Below are 18,537 nucleotides of genomic sequence, written 5' to 3'. Positions count from 1 at the left end.
AACTAAAATCCTCGTTTTTTACTAAAATTGCCCCGTTTTTTTAAGCAGTGTTTCCACAGTTTTACTGATTTATATCATCTGCCGTGAGGAATTCAACGTTTTTTTTTACAAACCCAGCAGCCTTGCAGAAGCTAAGATTGTGAGAACTGACTACTTGACAAAGTGATCATTTCTCTTGACACTCCCCTGGCTAAAGCCGAGGGGATTCTTAAGAGATGACGCTCTTAATATCCTTATTTCTAAGGTTCCCAGGCTCAACACATTTGCCCTTTAGGCGTGCTGATATCTCCTCAAGGTTTTTCGGGCGTAGACTTTCCCACAGTCCGGGGGTAGGTTTTTAAATCTTGTACTGATAACGGCATTTTACCATTTTTAGTGCAGGATAAATCCTGTTTCTAGCCTTCATCCCCTAAAGCACGAACATACTCAACTGCGTTGCTGTTTTTCAGTGGTTTTCGGCATTTACCTGATAAATTAGGCCATGATTAGCTACCGTTAACCGGCAATTTAGATTGTGGTAGCGTAATGATTATTAACTTATCACATTCCTCAGGGTTTGGGCTGGATATGGAACAGGAAGTTAAATATTTTCTATCCATATCAGAATTTTAACAATTGGACATAGGTTTTCTCAGAAATCTTCCTAGGGGCGCAGGCCCTGCGGCCTAAAATCCTTCAAGTTCAGGATAAAATTTCTGCTCAATTCTTTGATAACTTGCAATCCAGACTGCTTCAGTGGCAGACTTGAGAAAGATAGTCCAAGGCAGTTTAATGACCGTATCAACAACAATTAACAAAAGCGAGAACCTCCTCTCTCAAAAGGTTCTTGGTTCACGTCGGTTTAGTAACTACTGGTGGGCAAGCATTGTAACTATGGGAGCCAGTGGTTTTTTCTTAGCTGGGATCTCTAGTTATCTCAAAGTTAATTTACTCATAGTTACTGATGCAACACAACTAATATTTGTCCCTCAAGGATTGGTGATGGGACTATATGGTTCTGCTGGCTTGCTATTAGCTACATATCTGTGGCTCGTGGTGCTGTGGGATTTAGGCGGCGGTTATAATGAGTTCAATCGGGAAACGGGGACATTAAAAATCTTTCGTTGGGGGTTTCCAGGGAAAAACCGTCAAATCCAAATTGACGGCAGGATTGCAGATGTACAATCTGTCAGGATTGTGATTAAAGAAGGTCTGAATCCTCAACGTGCTTTGTATCTTAGGGTTAAGGGTAGAAGAGATATTCCCCTCACACGAGTAGGTCAACCGTTATCTTTGGCAGATTTGGAAACCCAAGGTGCAGAATTAGCCCGTTTTTTAGGAGTATCCTTAGAAGGACTCTAGGGATTTTGGATTGGTGAACAATAAGATCCATAACATAAGATCCCCGACTTCTTAGAGAAGTCGGGGATCTGGGGATCTAAGGAATAATTGGCCAGAAAAGATGAAGATATTTTGTTTAATGCAGTCACTAACAATGCGGTTAAAATTTCCACAATTTTTTGTAGTTCTATTGATGATTGGCTCTTTGACTTTGGGAGGATGTACTGGTAGTACAACATCTTCTAATTCATCCCCAACGGCAACGACTACCAGTGCTACTACTAGCGCACAAACAGTATCAGAAACTGTTAGTGAGAGTATTCCTGGAACCAAAGGTTTACCACGCCTTGAGGGTAAAGCTACGGTGGTGATGACGGTGAAGCGTGGAGAAGTAGTTAACCCCCAATCAATTACAATTGAAATAGATGGCACAAATGCACCAATTACTGCGGGTAATTTTGTGGATTTGGTTCAAAAAGGCGTTTATGACGGTTTAGCATTCCATCGTGTTGTCCGTGAACCTCAACCTTTTGTGGTTCAAGGTGGAGATCCCCAAGGTAAAGATCCGAAATTTCCCGAAAATAGACTGGGAACAGGTGGTTTTATTGATCCTAAAACTGGGAATGAGCGCCGGATACCGTTAGAAATTAAACCAAAAGGCGCAAAAGAGCCTATTTACAGTAAAACAATTACTGAGAAGCCTGTATTACAGCATAAGCAAGGGGCGATCGCTATGGCTAGATCACAACCAACTGATTCTGCTTCTGCTCAATTTTACTTTGCTTTAGCAGATTTATCGTTCTTGGATGGTAACTATGCGGTGTTTGGTAATGTTACCAAAGGTTTTGAGGTAGTGAACAAAATTGAGCAAGGCGATCGCATTGTATCGGCAAAAGTTACTCAAGGCGCGGAAAATCTAAAAACTGCTCCATAGTTTAGTTGTCAGTTGTCAGTAGGGGCGAAGCATTTGGAAGATAAATTATCGGTCATTGCCAAAAATAGTTCTCCAAATGCTTCGCCCGTACAGTGGTCAGTTGTCAAAATAATTGATAACTAGCACAATACGGCGTAAGTTAAGCAACCATTAAAAATCCCTGAAAAGCTTATACCATCTGCTTTTTAATTTTTAATTGTTAATTTTTAATTCCGCCCTGCGGTACTAGCCTAAAGTTGTTTCGTAATTTTACAAGTATTCTGACTTTTGACTTCTGACTTCTGACTCCTTCTTCATGTATTTTTATATAAGATCTAAAATTGGTTAGAGTTGTTGTGACTGGGATTGGTTTAGTTTCCGCTTTAGGTAAAAGCTTGGAGGGTAGTTGGCGAGATTTAGTATTAGGAAAAACGGGAATTAAATTACATCAACTATTTCCAGAATTGGGAATAATTCCCCTGGGATTAATTGCTGAAAAACCCTCTTTATTAAATACACTCACGGAAATAGTTGTTAACTCAGCTTTACAAGATGCTCAATTAATAACACCTTTACCTGATTGCGCGGTGGTAATTGGTTCTAGTCGGAGTTATCAAGCATCTTGGGAGATCATGGCGCGACAGATGTATCAGGAAGAGGCAGAATTAAACTTAGATAATTGGTTAAATACTTTACCTCAGATGAATGCGATCGCTGTAGCGCGACAAATTGGGGCAACAGCAGCAGTTTTAGCCCCAATGGCGGCTTGTGCAACGGGAATTTGGGCGATCGCTCAAGCTACAATGTTGATCAAAACTGGGCAATACCAACGAGTAATCACAGGGGCAATAGAAGCACCCATAACCCCCCTGACAATTGCCGGATTTAGGCAAATGGGGGCTTTAGCCAAAACAGGAGCTTATCCCTTTGATTTGCAGCGAGAAGGCTTGGTACTAGGTGAAGGTGGTGCTGTTTTGATTCTCGAATCTGCGGAATTAGCCACCCAAAGACAAGCCAAGATTTATGGAGAAATATTAGGTTTTGGCTTGACAGCAGACGCATATCATGGAAATTCACCAGAACCATCAGGTAAAAGTGCAATCATGGCAATTAAACAATGTTTAGAACGTAGTCACATTTCACCCACAGACATAGACTACATTCACACTCATGGTACAGCTACCCAGTTAAATGACCGCATTGAAAGTAAAATTATTCAACACTTGTTTTCACCAAAATTAGCGATTAGTTCCACAAAAGGTAGCACAGGTCATACATTAGGAGCATCTGGAGCTTTAGGTGTAGCATTTTCACTCATGGCATTGCAAAACCAAATTTTACCTCCCTGTGTAGGACTTCAGCAACCAGAATTTAATTTAAATTTCATCACATCAGCACAAGAAAGTAAAATTCAGCAAGTGCTATGTTTTAGCTTTGGCTTTGGGGGACAAAATGCCGTGATAGCTTTGGGAAATTAAGGATTAATTATGAAAGAACTGGAACTACTAAAAAACTTATATTCTCAAGATTTAGAAACTAGAAAAAACTGGTATTCTCATGTAGCAGAAGTCTATAATAAATTCAGACCTCGCTATCCACAAGAAATTATTAATGGTGCTGTAGAAGTAGCTCAACTTTCCACCAAAGCCAATATTCTAGAATTAGGTTGTGGACCGGGAAATGCAACTTTAGCATTTGCTCAATTAGGTTTTTCTATGATTTGTTTAGAACCAAGTTTAGCAGCTTGTAATTTGGCAAAACAAAATTGTGTAATCTATCCACAGGTGGAAATTCAGCAAACAACCTTTGAAGAATGGGAACTAGAAACCGGAAAATTTGATGCTGTTTTAGCAGCAACTTCTTACCATTGGATTAATCCTGAATTTGGTAATAGCAAAATTTCTCAAGCTTTACGGAATCATGGTAATTTAATTTTGCTGTGGAATATGACACCGCAACCAGAATATGAAATATATCAAAATTTTCGGGAAGTTTATCAAAAGTATGCTCCACTTTTAGACAGATATGAAGATATAGAAACTCAAAAAGAGATAGTGCAAGCTTTAGGACAAAAAGCCATTGATTCAGGTAAATTCAAAAATTTAGTTTCCGAACAAGTTGTCTGTAGAGTTAATTATTATATGGATGACTTTTTACTGCTTTTAAGCACCTATACACCATACCTAAAACTAGATATAGAAACCAGAACTTGTTTATTTACAGCATTACGAAAAAAGATCGAAGATCATTATGGAGGAAATATCCAAATTACCTATATCTCAGCTTTTCAAGTTGCGAAAAAAGCCTAAGCAGACTGTAGCTAAAAACTTTATACAGATAAAAATCTTGATGCGTCTGGGTTGTAGGTTTATTCAGCAAACCCTATGTAGAGACGTTACTGGGAAACATCTCTACATTTTGAGTAATATGAATGTTAAATTATTTACTCACCTTCTACCAAAGCGCGATATCCATCTGCTGTCATAGCGTCTTCTATTTCAGCAGCATCATTAATACGCACTTTAATCAACCAACCTTCTCCATAGGGATCTTCTGCTATATCTTCAGGAGAGTCAATTACAGCTTGATTCCGTTCTATGACAGTACCGCTGATTGGTGAATTCAGGTGTTCTACGGCTTTTACTGATTCAATTGTACCAAATTGGTCATTTAGAGTGATAACATCATTAATTTCTGGCAGTTCCAAAAAAACAATATCACCTAATTGATCAACAGCAAATTCGGAAATACCGATAGTAGCAATGTCGCCATCTAGACGAACATATTCATGGGAATCTAAGTATCGCAAATCCTGGGGATATTCAAAAGACATATCACTTTCTCTGTTAAAAAAATAGTGTTACAACAGTAACCTAAACCACATTATTCCTCAAAAACCGCAAAGATTATCAGTTAGAAACACGATTCTTTGAGCGATAAAATGGGCGTTTTACAACCACCGCAGGATAAGCCTTGCCGCGAATTTCCACATCTAGCTGCTGCTTGAGGTTTGCTAACTGGGTGGGAACATAAGCTAAGGCTATGGGATAACCAAGTGTAGGTGAGAGAGTACCACTTGTTACTTCGCCTACCACCTGATCTGATGATAATACGGGGTAGCCGTGGCGGGCAATATTTCGTCCTTGTGTTTGCAAACCTATGAGTTTACGGGACATTCCTTGGGCTTTCTGCTGTATTAAAACTTCCCGACCAATGAAATCACCTTTAGTATCTAAATGTACTAACCAACCCAAACCAGCTTCTAGCGGTGTGGTGGTATCATCAATATCTTGCCCATAAAGTGCCATTGCCGCTTCTAAACGCAATGTATCTCTACAACCAAGTCCGCAAGGCACAACACCAAGATCATATAAACTCTGCCACAAATCTATACCCACTGATGAATCTACCATCACCTCAAAACCATCTTCGCCAGTGTACCCTGTCCGGGCGAGGAATGCGTGTTTTCCAAAAATGGTTGTTTCTAAATGCCCAAAAGCCTTAATAGGTGATAAGTCTGCTGAAATTAAGGATTGCAGAGAATGAGTAGCTGTTGGGCCTTGAACGGCAATTAAGATTTTATCCTGTGACAGGTCTTGAAATTTAACTACATCAAGATCAATATGTGCCAATAGCCATTGTTTGTCTTTGTCGGTAGTTGAGGCGTTAACAATGATGACTAGATTTTGCTTACCAGCACTGTCTGTATCCTGGTAATAAATAATGATGTCGTCAATGATTCCGCCCTGGGGGTTAAGTAAGACGGTATATTGCGCTTGTCCAGGCTGTAAACGACTTAAATCGGAAGGAACTAAATACTCAAGTTGGGAAATCAGGTTTTTACCTTGGAGGGTAAATTTGCCCATGTGAGAAATATCGAACATTCCCGCAGTATTTCTGACAGCGTGGTGTTCTTGGGTGATACCGCTGTATTGTATGGGCATTTCCCAGCCCCCAAAGCTGGTGAATCTGGCTTTGAGTTCTACACCCATTTGATATAAAGGGGTCCGCGTCAGAGATTGGGAGGCAGCGCGGTCTTGAGGGTTTCCTCCATGAGCGACTGCCGACAGGGGAGTATTTTCTTGATTAGCCACAGGTGGTTATTTATATTTATTTGGGATAGCACCTCAACATTTATCTATCCTAGGGGATTGCTGGTAATTTAGCAGAGAATTACTTCTGCATCCTTCCTGCGGTTTAATGATTAATAGTGGAATTGTTGAGATTTATTAAGCAAAGATTATGAAGTATCGCTCAATATTAGCTAGTCTGATTTTAGCCTTAGTGTTGTTTGTGTTTCCCTTATCAGCGCAAGCTGCAAGCTCTTCGAGTGTAACTAATTCTCTTACTAACAAGGGAGTCGGGGGGAAGGACTTTTCTGGACAAAGTTTAATTGGGATTGAGTTTACAAGTGTGAAATTAGAGAATACTAATTTTAACAATGCTGATTTACGTGGTGCTGTATTTAATGGTACTTTACTGGATACTGTGAATTTTCACGGTGTAGATTTTAGTCAAGGTATTGCTTATTTATCAAGATTCAAAAATTCTGATTTAAGTGATGCAGTTTTTACGGAAGCCATGATGTTGCGTTCCACTTTTGATCAGGTTGATGTTACTGGTGCTGATTTTACCAATGCAATTCTAGATATGATACAGATAAAAAAAATCTGTATTAATGCCAGTGGTGTAAATTCTAAAACAGGTGTAGATACTCGTGCATCTTTAGGATGTAAGTAAAAACCCCATATCCCCTTCATTAATCAGAAGGGGCGTTAAGAGGTTGTTTGATAGCGTTCACGAAGTGTGCCGAAGGCATAGCGTGGCGTTAGCCATAAAGTATTAGATAAAACAGATAATCATCTCCAGAAACCTAACCCCCCTTCCCTACCTCTCCTCCTAAGAGGCTATCGTGTACACACAAGTTAAATTACCCCCCTTAATCCCCCCTTCCAATTTAGAAATTTAATTAACCTTTATACATTTACATAATTTTATTTACATGATACTCTAGTAAGTAAATTATAGCACTCAGGCACAAGGAAAGGCAACAAATGGGTATCTTCAAAAAAACACGTAAAACAGTTACAAAGACAGTTGATACGGTAACTCAAGACATTAATAATGCCATTAACCCTTTTTACCAGTATGGTGGTGCTGGAGACGATAATTTAACAATTTCCGGTGGTGGTGAAGCTTACGGGAACGGCGGTAATGACACTCTCAAGGCTTATGCTGTTAAAGTCAAACTAGATGGTGGTGATGGTAATGACAAGATTTTCTCTTATTCAGGCGTTTCTAACCTCTATGGTCGTGATGGTAATGACTACATTGAGGCTTACGGACTTTCTAATAAAATTTCCGGCGGTGCGGGCGAAGATCAAATAAAAGCTTATGGCGGCTCCAGTGAAGTCTATGGTGACGATGGTGACGACTACATTGAAGCTGTCGGGATTAACAACTCGCTCTATGGTGGATCGGGAAGTGATACTATCTTAGCTACTGGTGGTGCCAATTTTATTTATGCAGGCGAGGGCTACGACACCATTGATGCCTATGGTGGTGCTAACGTAATTGATGCTAATGATGATGGGCTTGCCGACGACATTGAAGCTTATGGTGGTGCTAACGTAATTAATGCCGGCAGTGGTAGCGATCGCATTATTGCTGGTGGTCTTGCAAATGTTGTCAATGCTGGTAATGGTGACAACTATGTTGAAGCATACGGTGGCGTAAATGTTGTTAACAGTGGTTCTGGAAACGACGAAATTATTGTCGGTGGTAGACTCAACGTCGTTATCTCTGGAGGGGGGGACGACAATATACAAGCATACGGTGGCAATAATGTCATCTATAGTTCCGGTGGTAATAATGAAATGTTGGGTGTGGAACTTGGCGGTAACGTTTTTGTTAGCACTAGTAATGGTAATGATAAAATCTATGCCGCAGGCGGTTTAAATGTTCTCACCAAAGTTGGCAGTGGTAATGCAACGATGATTGCTGGTGGTTATGGTAATGTTCTGACCAAGGTTGGTAATGGCAATGATACTTTAATTGCTCTTGGTAGAGGAAACTTGATTACCAAAGTAGGAGATGGTAGTTCTACGATCATCAGTGCAGCACAGTACAATGTCCTCACTTCTTGGGGTAACAGTACGGACAAAATTGTTGCCGTCGGTCAATACAATGCCATTGTTGGTGGTGGTAGCAATGACATTACAGTTGCTGCTGGTCAGGGTAATATTGCCTTTGGTGACTCTGTGCTGGGTGGCATCAACCTCGGTGGTTTTAAGTCTAGTGAATCTAGCAACGCAGGTTCTCAAGCCAAGACAGATCAAATTAATCCAGGAATTAATTGGAAAAATGCTGGTAATGTGGATGTCACTGGACAGGTATCTGGAGATGATGTTATGGTCACTCTTGGGCAATACAATGCCTCTATAGGTGGTCGTGGTTCAGATATCATTGTTACAGGTGGTCAGAGTAACTACGCCTTTGGTGATGACCTAGTTGATTTCAGTTTAGACAAAATTAAAATTCCTGACATTAATGCTATAATTCCATCACTCAGCTTTGACTTTGATTTTAATTTCTCAGTTCCCGATTTTAACTTCTCTCTACCAGAGTTTGGTTTTCCTTCTCTATCTTTGCCAAACTTTTCTTTACCGAATATTTCTCTACCCAGCTTATCCTTACCTAGCTTTTACCTTCCGGTAGTAGATATTAACATTCCGAATATTTCTCTACCCAGTCTTTCTTTGCCGAATATTTCTCTACCCAGTTTTTCTTTACCCAATCTATCTTTACCCAATCTATCTTTACCAGACTTTTCTCTACCCAGTTTTTCTCTACCCAGTCTTTCTGTTCCCAACTTTGACTTATCACCACTGGTTAACCTGCCTACGCTAAAACTCCCCGACTTTAACCAATTTCTCCCCAACTTATCTCGCTATAGTTTTGATTTCCTTAAAAATAATGGTGATGTCTTAGTTGCCGGTGGTCAATTAAACCTCGCCAATGCTGGATTGGGAGATGATATTCTGGTCAGCGCCGGAAAAACTAATGTTCTATTCGGTGGTATAGGGAATGACCTGGTTTTAGGCGCAGGACAGAATAATTTTATCTACGGTGATGCAGGTAATGACCTAATTTTTGCTGCTGGTGAATCGAATTTAGTATTTGGTGGTAGTGATGATGACACCATAGTTACCGCCGGAAAAAACAACGTCGTTGAAGCTGGTGAGGGCGCAGATATAGTTGTTGGACTTGGCAAATTGAACGCAGTCTATGGCAATGTTGGAAAAGATATCGTCATCGGTTTAGGTGAATCTAACAAACTATATGGCGGTGATGATAGTGATATCTTATTTGCCGGTGGTAAAACCAATACATTTAATGGCAATGCTGGTAATGATATTGTCATCGGTATTGGCGAGAGCAACACAGTCACTGGAGATGATGGAGATGATTGGCTATTAGCTGGTGGTAAAACCAATAAATTTAGGGCGGGCGCTGGAAATGATGTGATTGTCGCCATTGGTGAATCCAACTATGTTTACGCAGATGATGGTAACGACCTAATCTTTGCCGCTGGTAAATCCAACTATGTTTACGCAGATGATGGTAACGACCTAATCTTTGCTGCTGGTAAATCGAATGTAGTATTTAGTGGTGGTGGAAACGACTTTATATTTGCTGGCGGTGAGTCAAATATAATCGATGCTGGTGCGGGATTTAATGTGGTTCTTAGCTTCGGTAAGCAAAACATCATTAAGGGTGGTATCGGTACAAATTTATTCTTTTCCGGCGGTAGTGGTAACACTTTTGAGGGTGGAAGTGGTAAAAATACTTTTATTCTCTCTGGCGGAAACACTTTAAAGGGAGGTACTAGTGGTAATACTTATGTTGTAGATAAAGCTAATTCTGTCTTCAGCAACTTTGACGTGATCACTAACTTCAATGCTAGTAATGATTTATTCCGCGTTTCCACTGCCCGCAGCGGATTCTCTAATGCAGGAATTGTGGCAACACTTGATACAAATGGAATTGCAGCTAAGTTAACTAATACTGATTTTACAGCTAACTCTGCCGCTCAATTCTCCTTTGGTAGCCGTACCTTTGTGGCTATTAATGATGCTACCGCAGGATTTGGTGCAACTACTGATGCCATCATTGAGGTGACAGGTTTAACTGGTACTTTAGGACTCAATAACTTTACAACTACCTTAGCGTAGCTTCTGGTATCCTTTAGGCAAACCACGTTGTAGAGATGTTTCATGAAATGTCTCTACATCAGTATTAAACCATCCTGTAGTTGATGCGATTGCATATCACTTCTTTGTCAATTTGTCAATAGTGAATTTTTGCGATCGCTCAAATTAGATCATTTCTGAGCAAATTCATGGCTAAAATTGTTGAGGGAATAGCTATTAATTTGTAAAGTTTTGTATTGGACTGGGAAATTAATTTCTGGAACTACTGTCAATAAAGGGTTTGAGACTAACATCTTCTGAAAGATCCAAAATTGGCAATATTAACCCAATTATGAAATTCTCTGAAATTATAGCAAATCGCTGAAAGTATAGCAACCTCGTTAATAAATAGAAAAAATTCTCAATTAATTATTAAGAAAATCTAAAGGGAATTGCTAAAAGTTATAAATATCAAAAGTATTATTAATTTTATATAATTCAAGCTTATCATACAGCTATTATGAATAATATATCTGATAAATAGTATCTAGGATAAAACTAAGAGCATATTATTAGATTATAGTTTTGCGGTAGCGAAGCGCTGCTGCAAGCAGTTCGCTTTTTTGTGGAGTTCTCTTAGCTGGAATGGGGACACCTATGAGAAATCCACTCCCCTTTCCAGAATTATTTCTAATAATAGCCATTATATTACATATTAATACTTAAAATCCTTGGTAATTTATGTTATTTATTTAACTATTTTTAATGAGATTTTGGAAACTTACGCATATTACATAATGAAGTACGGAAAGTCAGGGTAAAAAAATTTTGCTTTGCTTATTGACTTCTATTCTTAAAAAGTCTATAGTTTTTAACGGAGTTAATTGCAAGTAATTTGCAAAAATGTTAAAAATAATTCTAATTGGAGTTAAAAAAATGACAATAAATAAAAAGGGATTTTGGGGGATTAGTGGAGGGCTGTTAGCTTTGACGGGAATGGCTTTGAGTGGTTTGGGTTCTATGCAAATAGCCATAGCTAACCCCTTGAAAAATCAACCAGCACCACGCTTAGTTGCTCAGAAGATGAGCCCTTTAACTATAGTTTTTCCTAGTCGTGCTGATTCCACAGACTTGCAAAATAAAGCTAATAATGTGGCTGCTTTTTTATCTCAGGAGTTAGGGATACCTGTTAAAGCGCAAGTAGGTGATGAGACAGCCGCAGTAGAAGCTTTAAGAGCAAATCGGGCTGATGTAGCGTTTTTAAGTAGCCGTCCGGCTTTAAAGGCTGAACAATTAGCAAATTCTCGGTTATATTTGGCTGAAGTTCGCAAAAATTACTCTGGTAGGTATACTTATAATTCTATTTTTGTTGTTCCCAATAATAGCCAATTAAAAAGTAAAAATTCTCCGAAAGCAACTTTAGAACAACTCAGAGGAAAAACTATTGCTTTTACTTCTCCAACATCTGGTTCTGGGTTTATTTTTCCCGTAAGTGAGTTAGTTAAACAGGGTTTTGTCCCTAACCGTGATCGCTTGGATAGCTTCTTTGGTAAAGTTAGTTATGGTGGAAATTATAGTAAAGCCTTAGATGCTGTAGTTAGAGGTCAAGCAGATGTAGCGGTAGTCTCAGAATATGCTCTTTTCCCTCCCTATTTGGCGGCTGAGAATAGAGATAAAGTCAGGATATTACATAAAATTTCTGGTGTTCCGGCTCATGGGATTGTGATTGATGATGATGTCCCAGTTATCATTAGAGAAAAGCTAATTAATGCTTTATTAAAGTTAAACAAATCCGAAAACAATCAATTACTAAGCAGTTTATATAATTCCACAGAATTGGTAAGAGTTGATCATAATCGTCATCTTCAACCAGTGCGGGAAGCCCTGAAAAATGCGGGGATAGAATAATCTTTAAAGGTCAGCATTCAGAATTAGGAATATTGGGAATAAAATTCTTAATTCTGACAAAATTATCATTTTCTGATGAAATTTTCACAAAACTAACCATGACTCCTTTCTCTGAAGTAATTACAAATTATCATTTATCTAAAAGTAACGTGAATTTTATTGAATGTTGTCATTTAGAAACAGATTATATTGCATCTCTACACCGGCCAATTTTAAATAATATCAATTGCCAAATTAATCAAGGTGAATTTGTCGTATTGTTAGGATTGAATGGGGCAGGTAAATCAACATTATTGAAATCACTTGTGGGTTTAGTTCCCTTAGTTAAGGGAGAAATTACAATTAATGGTGTTTCTGTGGGTGATCAAAACTTACCGCAAATTCGTCGAGATGTGGGAATGTTATTTCAAGGAGGGGGATTAATTCGTCAATTATCAGCAATTGATAATGTTTTATCTGGAAAATTGGGAGTGAGAAAGACGAGACAAACTTTATGGGGATTTCCGCAATGCGATCGCACATTAGCCTTAGAATTATTAATACAATTAGGTTTAAGAGAACAAATATATCAAAAAACTAGTCAATTGAGTGGTGGACAACAACAAAAAGTAGCAATTGCTAGAGCATTAATGCAATCTCCACAAATACTTTTAGCCGATGAACCCACCACAGGTTTAGATGTGGTAGCCTCACAACAAGTCATGACAACTTTATCAGAATTGCATCAACAAGGATTAACTATTATTACCGTTTTACATGATTTAGCACTAGCTACAGAATACGCTCAAAGGGCGATAATTCTAGATAGTGGAAAAGTAGTTTATGATGGTAAATGTGAAAATTTACAAGCGCAATTTTCATCACATATCATTTAAGAAAGTTGAATTTATATTTAGTTATTAAAAACAATGAAAAAAATTTCTAATTCACAAATTTTTCATCGTTATCCTTGGCTTATTCCCTCACTTGTATTTCTATTGATGATAGGAGTTTACATTTGGGCATTACAAGGATTACAAGTTGATCTTAAATTATTAAGAGATAGTTGGCCTTTTATTACAGATTTTATTTCACGATTATTTCCTCCCAACTTACAAGTTTTAGATATTGCTATTAAAGGATTAATTGAAACCGTGCAAATGTCTGTCTGGGGAACATCCCTAGGTGCAGTTTTATCATTACCAATTGCCATAGCCAGTTCTAATAATATCGCCCCTTTATGGCTAAGATGGATAGCAAACCTACTGCAAAATGCTGTTCGTTCCGTACCTTCAATGATCTTAGGTTTAATCTTTGTTGCTGCTACAGGCTTAGGCGCACCTGCTGGAACATTGGCATTGTCAATATATACTATTGGTTATCTTGCTAAATTTTATCAACAAGCAATAGAATCTGTAGATCATCGTTCCTTAGAATCTTTACAGGTAATTGGGGCATCGAAAATACAAATTGTCCAGTATGGGATATTACCCCAAATATTACCTTTAGGATTAGGTTACACCCTGTGGATGTTTGAATATAATATTCGTGCTGCTTCGGTTTTAGGAGTAGTTGGTGCTGGGGGAATAGGGTTTCAATTAAAAAGCTATATAGATGGTTTTGAATATACCAAAGCCACAACCATGATGTTAGTGCTATTAGTAGTAGTCACAGTTATTGATTGGTTTAGTAGTAAGTTACGCCGATATTTAGAGTCAATCTAGTCTTAATCTCAATGATCACTTTCCTAGATTTAAGACTATTCTTTCTTCTTCTTTCTTCTTCTTTCTTCTTCTTCCTCCTGACTCGGTGACTCGGTGACTCCTGACTACTTATTAATAAAATCCCAAATAGCTTCAGCAACAACCCCAGCACAAGTTTCTGGTAAATTACTTTCCCCATGAGGAATATTATGTAACTGAACTTGAGGAATTAATCGAGCATAAGTATTACTTTTTGATATAGCAGTTTTTGTATCTTGACTACCTTGTAAAATCAAACAGGGAACTTTAATTTCTGGTAAGTGGTTTTCTAATAATTCTGCTTCTATTTCTGGTTTCTTGCGGTTAAAAAGTAATTGACAAGCCGTAGAGGATTGTAATAATTCTCTTCTTAATTCTAAATCTTTAACAATTCTTTCTTCCCAACCAATCAATCTCATCAGCGGCAGAATGAAGCGTAAAAATTTAATTATCAATGGTGAACAGTTAAATAACCGCCGTCTTTTTTGCCATTCCTTTTTTTGTCCTTTTGCTGCGACACCCTCCGGCGCTAACAATATTAAACCAGATATTTGCTCTGGATATTTTAAAGCATAACTAGCCGCAATCCAACCACCAAGAGAATTACCAACTAAATAGACTTTTTCTAATTTCAAAGCTTCTAAAAAATCAGCTAAACACTGGACTTGCAAATCTATAGAATGGTGAATATTAGGATTTGCTGATTCACCAAAACCTAGCAAATCTGGTGAGAAGCAATGGATATTTTTAGCCAATAGTTCCATTGTCGATACCCATTCGCTGCCATCATTCCATGCACCATGTAGAAAAATCATGGGTATTCCTGTACCAACTTCACGCCAAAACAGTACCCCTTGACTAAGTTTGATTCGGGAGTTACGAAATAAAAGATTCATTTTAATTTACTAATTTAGTTGTCTAAGTTGGGCAATTTTTAATTATAGACTTTGGATTTAATTTTCAAACCCAAAATCTTTCATCTTTGATATTTTATGCAAGTGTTGTTAAGCCATTTAAATAGTCTTGCAACTGACGAAAATGATCATGAGACATATCTGGTTTTGGTAAAGAACTAGGAGGAAAAGCTTGAATTTCCATGACTTCTAAGGAATCTGTTATTGCCATTTTTCCCTGAACTTCGACTTCAACAGTAATACAGATAGAATGAATCCGAGGATCACGATTTGGTGAAGAGTAAACTCCCACTAAACGGCGAATTGTGACCACTTCTAGCCCTGTTTCCTCCATCAATTCCCGACGGACTGCATGAGGAACATCTTCTCCCCAATCCACCATACCACCAGGCAATGACCAACGACCATCATCCTTTCTTCTAATGAGAACAATCTGACCATCAGGTAAAATGGGGATAATACTTGTACCAGTAATGGGGTGGCGGAATATAATACCCAGTACCGTTTGTCCAAAGTGCCATAAACCCCGTGTGGACTGAATCATTGGTTTAAAAACAGCCAAAATTTTCAAATTTAAAATTGCTTTATTGTATTTTATATATTTTTAATTCAATCATGTTGTTTCTGCAATCTGGAAAATTATTTCTTCTAATGTCCTTAATAATTCTTGCTCATTATATGGTTTGGAAAAATAGGCTTTTGCCCCTAATTGCATAGCTAACTGACGATGTTTACTACTACTACGGGAAGTTAACATGGCTACAGGAATATTTCTTAACTCTGTATTGTTATTAATCCGCTCTAAAAAGCTATAACCATCAATACGGGGCATTTCAATATCACAAATTACCGCTTGCACTTGTAAACCACTTTCCAGCTTTTCTAAAGCTTCTTGACCATCTTTAGCTTGTTCTACTTGATACCCACCTTTTTCGAGAGTTAGGGCGAGGTAACGGCGGACATTAATCGAATCATCAACAATTAAAATCACCCCTTTTTGGCGACTAGGTTGTTTGACAGTTGCTACTTTTGGCGGTTTGAGGAATGCAGTTTGTAATCTTGTTGTTGGTAATTTATTACTGATATGGGGACGTTCACCTGTTGTAATCCATAAGACTAAATCATTAGTATTAATCAGGGGAACTACTCGACCATCACCAAGAATTGTACAGTTATTAAACCCACTGGGAAGGGGAATATTACCTTCTACTTGACGAATAGCTACCTCTTGCTCACCCCAGCAGCGTTCTACTTGAACTGCGACCTGTTGATGATCATGTTTGACTATCAATACACTTATAGCATTAATGATCGGCAAAGTTTCTAATTCCAGGTTATTGTAGCGGGAGCAGTTAAACTCAAAGTAACTATTTAGACGCAGCAATGGTAATTGATGGTTTTGCCAGTTAATAAATTCTTTGCCGTCTAGGAAGAAGATTTGCTCCTGTTCTAGGAGGAAAATTTCCTCGATTACGTCTGTAAAAAATGCTAACACTAAGCGATCGCTCTCAACCAATAAAACCCGCGCGACTGACAAGGTAAATGGGACTGATAAAGTAAATTTCGTCCCCACTCCGGCTTGGGTGTCAACATTCACATCTCCTCGCGCTAATTTCAGGTTATTACGGACTACATCCATGCCTACTCCCCGACCAGATAAAGCTGTTACCTGTTCCGAGGTGCTAAATCCTGGTTCAAAAATCAATGATAGTAGTTCTTCATCACTAGCGCTCGCCAATAAAGAATCATCCAAACCCATTTTTAAAGCGCGGTGACGAATTTTTTCTAAAGAAATACCTTGACCATCATCACGAATAGTAATAATTGTGCGATTACTATGATAAACTGCCTTCATTTCAATTAACCCTTGTTCGGGTTTTCCTTGAGTTCTACGAGTAGTAGGATCTTCAATTCCATGATCAAAAGCATTGCGTAACAGGTGCATTAAAGGCTCATTTAAAGCCTCTAAAATACCTCTTTCAATTAAAGTATTTCCACCTTCAATTTTCAACTGCACATTTTTTCCATATTCAACATTTAAATCTCTAATAGCTCTAGGAAAACGTTCCACTAAATCAGAAAAAGGACGCATTCTCACCTGAGTTAATTGTCTTTGCAATTGTTTAGAAGTTTTATTCAGTTTTCGCGCTATTTGGTCTGTATCATCCACACTTAATTGGATATCACTGGTAACTTCTGCAACTTGAACAATAGTTTCCATGACATTTTGAGATAAAAGATTCAATTTTTGATAGCTATCTTGTTCTATAAAATTGTTTTCTGTTCCTTGATTACCATGATTAGTTGATTCTTCTACCAGATGATTATGGGTTATCATTTTTGCATAAGCTGTTCGCAGTTCTTGATTTTCTTGATCAAGAATTTGGACTCTTTGACTAAGATTACGCACCAATTTACGTAATCTTTCCATTTGCACATTTAACCCATTACGTTGAATAATTACTTCTCCAAACAAATCATTAATTTTCTCTAAATGTTTACTAGGAACTCTAACTGTATTTTCCTGATTTTCTCTTTCTTTGGGAAATAAATGAATATCAGTTTTGCGTTCGGTATATTTGTAATCTATTGGCAGATTCTCTGAAGCCAATCCGCTATCAGCACTAACAAAATCAGCACTTTCTGGAGATAATTCGACATTTTCTAATAATTGAAGATCAGAAATAGCTGATTTATTTAATAAATAATCCTGTTTATTTAATGGCTCAGAAAGATTATGATTAATAACTTCACCAAAATCAATTCTTGTTGGTAAATTACCTCGAAGATTACTTAATACTAAAGCTTGAGATTGTCGCCATGCTTTTAATGCTAAATCAGCAATTTCCATAGCACTATCAGGATCAGTTTCTAAGTAATGACTAACTGATTGACATAGTTGGGTAAATGCCGTTAATTGCAGCATTTCTCCTAACCCACCTAACTCAGTTGCCATCATTACTAACTCTGCTCTTAATCCCGATTTGTTACTATTTTTTAATCTAGCTTCTAGGTGTTGTAAATACTCTTCAACTTCAGTTTCAAATAATAAAGAAATAATTTCTGGATCATCTTCTGATGATAGTAAAGTTGTGATATCTTCTGGGGTAGGTTCACCTAAACGCTCATAAAGTTCGTCAAAAATTGGGTAACAAAATTTTCCTAACCAACTATCATCTAAATCATTACCCTTGGCCAGTAATTCCACAATCTGTCGCAGCCAATCAACACTAGATAGTAATAAACTTTGTAAATGAGTATCAAGTTCCAAGGAATCTTTCTGAGTCTTTAAAACTTTAAAAGCATCTTCCAATTTATGAGCTAAATCACTTAATACCCGAAATCCCATCATAGCTGCTCCACCTTTAATAGAATGAGCGGCTCGCATAGCAGCATTAATATGTTCTAGTTCGATGCGTTTACTGGTGTCAATTTCCAGTAATATTCCTTCTAAAGTATTGAGATAATCAGTTGCTTCTTCCAGAAATTGCATCTGGATTTCTAATTCTTTATCTTTCGTCATTAGTCCTTAGTCCTTAGTCATTAGTTATTAATTCAGAACAAATGAG

At 37.9% G+C, this 18,537-nt stretch carries 14 protein-coding genes; 9 read left to right on the top strand and 5 right to left on the bottom strand.

Features of this window, described 5'->3' with window-relative positions; genetic code table 11:
* Positions 1 to 771: 771 nt before the first annotated feature.
* From FJR08_RS03215 to FJR08_RS03200, 4 genes are all read left to right on the top strand, one after another.
* Positions 772 to 1,341, top strand: coding sequence for a photosystem I assembly protein Ycf4 (locus FJR08_RS03215; protein WP_015080308.1), 570 nt, complete (start codon positions 772 to 774; stop codon positions 1,339 to 1,341).
* Positions 1,342 to 1,474: 133 nt separating this feature from the next.
* Positions 1,475 to 2,254: a peptidylprolyl isomerase gene (locus FJR08_RS03210; protein ID WP_015080307.1), complete on the top strand. Its 780-nt coding sequence runs from the start codon at positions 1,475 to 1,477 to the stop codon at positions 2,252 to 2,254.
* A 320-nt stretch (positions 2,255 to 2,574) separates the two neighbouring features.
* Complete coding sequence (locus FJR08_RS03205; protein ID WP_168632129.1) at positions 2,575 to 3,711, top strand: beta-ketoacyl-ACP synthase; 1,137 nt, start codon at positions 2,575 to 2,577, stop codon at positions 3,709 to 3,711.
* 9 nt (positions 3,712 to 3,720) lie between these two features.
* Positions 3,721 to 4,542, top strand: a complete 822-nt coding sequence (locus FJR08_RS03200) for a class I SAM-dependent methyltransferase (RefSeq protein ID WP_015080302.1) — start codon at positions 3,721 to 3,723, stop codon at positions 4,540 to 4,542.
* A gap of 134 nt (positions 4,543 to 4,676) precedes the next feature.
* On the opposite strand, the gene gcvH is transcribed toward FJR08_RS03200, so the two are convergent.
* Together gcvH and gcvT are read right to left on the bottom strand one after the other, a co-directional pair.
* Entirely contained in the window at positions 4,677 to 5,066 is a 390-nt protein-coding gene (gene gcvH / locus FJR08_RS03195; RefSeq protein WP_168632128.1) for a glycine cleavage system protein GcvH, read from the bottom strand.
* A gap of 76 nt (positions 5,067 to 5,142) precedes the next feature.
* A complete protein-coding gene (gcvT, locus tag FJR08_RS03190) occupies positions 5,143 to 6,327 on the bottom strand; it encodes a glycine cleavage system aminomethyltransferase GcvT (RefSeq protein ID WP_168632127.1) in 1,185 nt (394 codons plus the stop codon).
* A 148-nt stretch (positions 6,328 to 6,475) separates the two neighbouring features.
* On the opposite strand from gcvT, the gene FJR08_RS03185 reads away from it, so the two are divergent.
* The 5 genes from FJR08_RS03185 to phnE all read left to right on the top strand — a co-directional run bounded on the left by FJR08_RS03185 (position 6,476) and on the right by phnE (position 14,036).
* The gene (locus FJR08_RS03185; RefSeq protein WP_015080299.1) at positions 6,476 to 6,973 is read left to right on the top strand and encodes a pentapeptide repeat-containing protein; all 498 of its coding nucleotides are present in this window, start codon (positions 6,476 to 6,478) and stop codon (positions 6,971 to 6,973) included.
* Positions 6,974 to 7,287: 314 nt separating this feature from the next.
* Positions 7,288 to 10,467, top strand: coding sequence for a bluetail domain-containing putative surface protein (locus FJR08_RS03180; RefSeq protein ID WP_168632126.1), 3,180 nt, complete (start codon positions 7,288 to 7,290; stop codon positions 10,465 to 10,467).
* A gap of 894 nt (positions 10,468 to 11,361) precedes the next feature.
* Positions 11,362 to 12,333, top strand: coding sequence for a phosphate/phosphite/phosphonate ABC transporter substrate-binding protein (locus tag FJR08_RS03175; RefSeq protein WP_168632125.1), 972 nt, complete (start codon positions 11,362 to 11,364; stop codon positions 12,331 to 12,333).
* 98 nt (positions 12,334 to 12,431) lie between these two features.
* The gene (locus tag FJR08_RS03170; RefSeq protein WP_015080297.1) at positions 12,432 to 13,208 is read left to right on the top strand and encodes a phosphonate ABC transporter ATP-binding protein; all 777 of its coding nucleotides are present in this window, start codon (positions 12,432 to 12,434) and stop codon (positions 13,206 to 13,208) included.
* Between the two features lie 33 nt (positions 13,209 to 13,241).
* Positions 13,242 to 14,036, top strand: a complete 795-nt coding sequence (phnE, locus tag FJR08_RS03165; RefSeq protein ID WP_015080296.1) for a phosphonate ABC transporter, permease protein PhnE — start codon at positions 13,242 to 13,244, stop codon at positions 14,034 to 14,036.
* Between the two features lie 104 nt (positions 14,037 to 14,140).
* On the opposite strand, the gene FJR08_RS03160 is transcribed toward phnE, so the two are convergent.
* The 3 genes from FJR08_RS03160 to FJR08_RS03150 form a co-directional block, all read right to left on the bottom strand.
* Positions 14,141 to 14,950, bottom strand: coding sequence for an alpha/beta fold hydrolase (locus FJR08_RS03160; protein WP_015080295.1), 810 nt, complete (start codon positions 14,948 to 14,950; stop codon positions 14,141 to 14,143).
* Positions 14,951 to 15,044: 94 nt separating this feature from the next.
* On the bottom strand, positions 15,045 to 15,512 hold the full coding sequence (locus tag FJR08_RS03155; RefSeq protein WP_174782899.1) for an NUDIX hydrolase: 468 nt from the start codon (positions 15,510 to 15,512) through the stop codon (positions 15,045 to 15,047).
* A gap of 69 nt (positions 15,513 to 15,581) precedes the next feature.
* Positions 15,582 to 18,491 carry a hybrid sensor histidine kinase/response regulator gene (locus tag FJR08_RS03150; RefSeq protein ID WP_168632124.1) on the bottom strand — a complete coding sequence of 970 codons (2,910 nt, stop codon included), beginning with the start codon at positions 18,489 to 18,491 and terminating at the stop codon, positions 15,582 to 15,584.
* Positions 18,492 to 18,537: the final 46 nt, after the last annotated feature.

Origin of the sequence: Dolichospermum sp. UHCC 0260, assembly GCF_009711985.1 — a bacterium.
Classification (GTDB): Bacteria; Cyanobacteriota; Cyanobacteriia; order Cyanobacteriales; family Nostocaceae; genus Dolichospermum; species Dolichospermum lemmermannii.
The sequence above is the reverse complement of the archived record's forward strand: the minus strand, read 5'-3'. Positions and strand labels throughout refer to the sequence as shown.

What these genes read in the sequence shown, in the direction of transcription:
- FJR08_RS03215 (WP_015080308.1), top strand. Translation starts at nt 772, where the DNA reads ATGACCGTATCAACAACAATTAACAAAAGCGAGAACCTCCTCTCTCAA.
- FJR08_RS03210 (WP_015080307.1), top strand. Translation starts at nt 1,475, where the DNA reads ATGCGGTTAAAATTTCCACAATTTTTTGTAGTTCTATTGATGATTGGC.
- FJR08_RS03200 (WP_015080302.1), top strand. Translation starts at nt 3,721, where the DNA reads ATGAAAGAACTGGAACTACTAAAAAACTTATATTCTCAAGATTTAGAA.
- gcvH (WP_168632128.1), bottom strand. Translation starts at nt 5,066, where the DNA reads ATGTCTTTTGAATATCCCCAGGATTTGCGATACTTAGATTCCCATGAA.
- FJR08_RS03185 (WP_015080299.1), top strand. Translation starts at nt 6,476, where the DNA reads ATGAAGTATCGCTCAATATTAGCTAGTCTGATTTTAGCCTTAGTGTTG.
- FJR08_RS03180 (WP_168632126.1), top strand. Translation starts at nt 7,288, where the DNA reads ATGGGTATCTTCAAAAAAACACGTAAAACAGTTACAAAGACAGTTGAT.
- FJR08_RS03175 (WP_168632125.1), top strand. Translation starts at nt 11,362, where the DNA reads ATGACAATAAATAAAAAGGGATTTTGGGGGATTAGTGGAGGGCTGTTA.
- FJR08_RS03170 (WP_015080297.1), top strand. Translation starts at nt 12,432, where the DNA reads ATGACTCCTTTCTCTGAAGTAATTACAAATTATCATTTATCTAAAAGT.
- phnE (WP_015080296.1), top strand. Translation starts at nt 13,242, where the DNA reads ATGAAAAAAATTTCTAATTCACAAATTTTTCATCGTTATCCTTGGCTT.
- FJR08_RS03160 (WP_015080295.1), bottom strand. Translation starts at nt 14,950, where the DNA reads ATGAATCTTTTATTTCGTAACTCCCGAATCAAACTTAGTCAAGGGGTA.
- FJR08_RS03155 (WP_174782899.1), bottom strand. Translation starts at nt 15,512, where the DNA reads ATGATTCAGTCCACACGGGGTTTATGGCACTTTGGACAAACGGTACTG.
- FJR08_RS03150 (WP_168632124.1), bottom strand. Translation starts at nt 18,491, where the DNA reads ATGACGAAAGATAAAGAATTAGAAATCCAGATGCAATTTCTGGAAGAA.